Source organism: Acidovorax sp. FJL06, assembly GCF_003852545.1.
Lineage (GTDB): Bacteria > Pseudomonadota > Gammaproteobacteria > Burkholderiales > Burkholderiaceae_C > Acidovorax.
In genome coordinates this window covers 1-1,168 of record NZ_QAJR01000069.1, presented here as the reverse complement: position 1 = coordinate 1,168, position 1,168 = coordinate 1, and the positions used below count along the sequence as shown (strand labels likewise).

Here is a 1,168-nt window from a genome sequence, read left to right as displayed (position 1 = left end):
ATTAAGCAATGATCTTGGCCACGACGCCAGCGCCCACCGTGCGGCCGCCTTCGCGGATGGCGAAGCGCAGGCCTTCTTCCATGGCGATGGGGTTGATCAGCTTCACAGTGATCGACACGTTGTCACCAGGCATGACCATTTCCTTGTCGGCTGGCAGCTCGATGGCGCCGGTCACGTCGGTCGTGCGGAAGTAGAACTGAGGGCGGTAGTTGTTGAAGAAGGGCGTGTGACGGCCGCCTTCGTCCTTGCTCAGAACGTACACCTCAGCCGTGAAGTGGGTGTGGGGCTTGATCGAGTTGGGCTTGCACAGCACTTGGCCGCGCTCCACGTCTTCGCGCTTGGTGCCGCGCAGCAGCAGGCCCACGTTGTCACCTGCCTGGCCTTGGTCCAGCAGCTTGCGGAACATTTCCACGCCGGTGCAGATGGTCTTTTGCGTGTCGCGGATACCGACGATTTCGATTTCTTCGCCGACCTTGATGACACCGCGCTCGATACGGCCGGTCACCACGGTGCCACGACCGGAGATGGAGAACACGTCTTCCACGGGCATCAGGAAGGCGCCGTCCACAGCGCGCTCGGGCGTGGGGATGTAGGAGTCCAGGGCTTCGGCCAGCTTCATGATGGCTTCTTCACCCAGCTTGCCCTTGTCGCCTTCCAGGGCGAGCTTGGCGGAGCCGCGAATGATCGGGGTGTCGTCGCCAGGGAAGTTGTACTTGTCGAGAAGCTCACGCACTTCCATTTCGACGAGTTCCAGCAGTTCTTCGTCGTCCACCATGTCGCACTTGTTCAGGAACACGATGATGTAAGGCACGCCCACCTGGCGGGCCAGCAGGATGTGCTCACGGGTCTGGGGCATGGGGCCGTCAGCGGCCGAGCACACCAGAATGGCGCCGTCCATCTGGGCAGCGCCGGTGATCATGTTCTTCACATAGTCGGCGTGGCCGGGGCAGTCCACGTGGGCGTAGTGGCGGTTGGCCGTTTCGTATTCCACGTGGGCGGTGTTGATGGTGATACCGCGGGCCTTTTCTTCGGGCGCTGCGTCGATCTGGTCGTAGGCCTTGGCTTCACCGCCGAACTTGGCCGACAGCACGGTAGCGATGGCCGCCGTCAGGGTCGTCTTGCCATGGTCCACGTGGCCGATCGTGCCCACGTTGACGTGGGGCTTGGT

Annotated in this window: 1 protein-coding gene; it reads right to left on the bottom strand. The window is 62.4% G+C overall.

Annotation, left to right across the window (positions count from 1 at the left end):
* Position 1: 1 nt before the first annotated feature.
* On the bottom strand, positions 2 to 1,168 hold a 1,167-nt coding region (gene tuf, locus DBV10_RS22475), incomplete at its 5' end, for an elongation factor Tu (protein ID WP_124515764.1).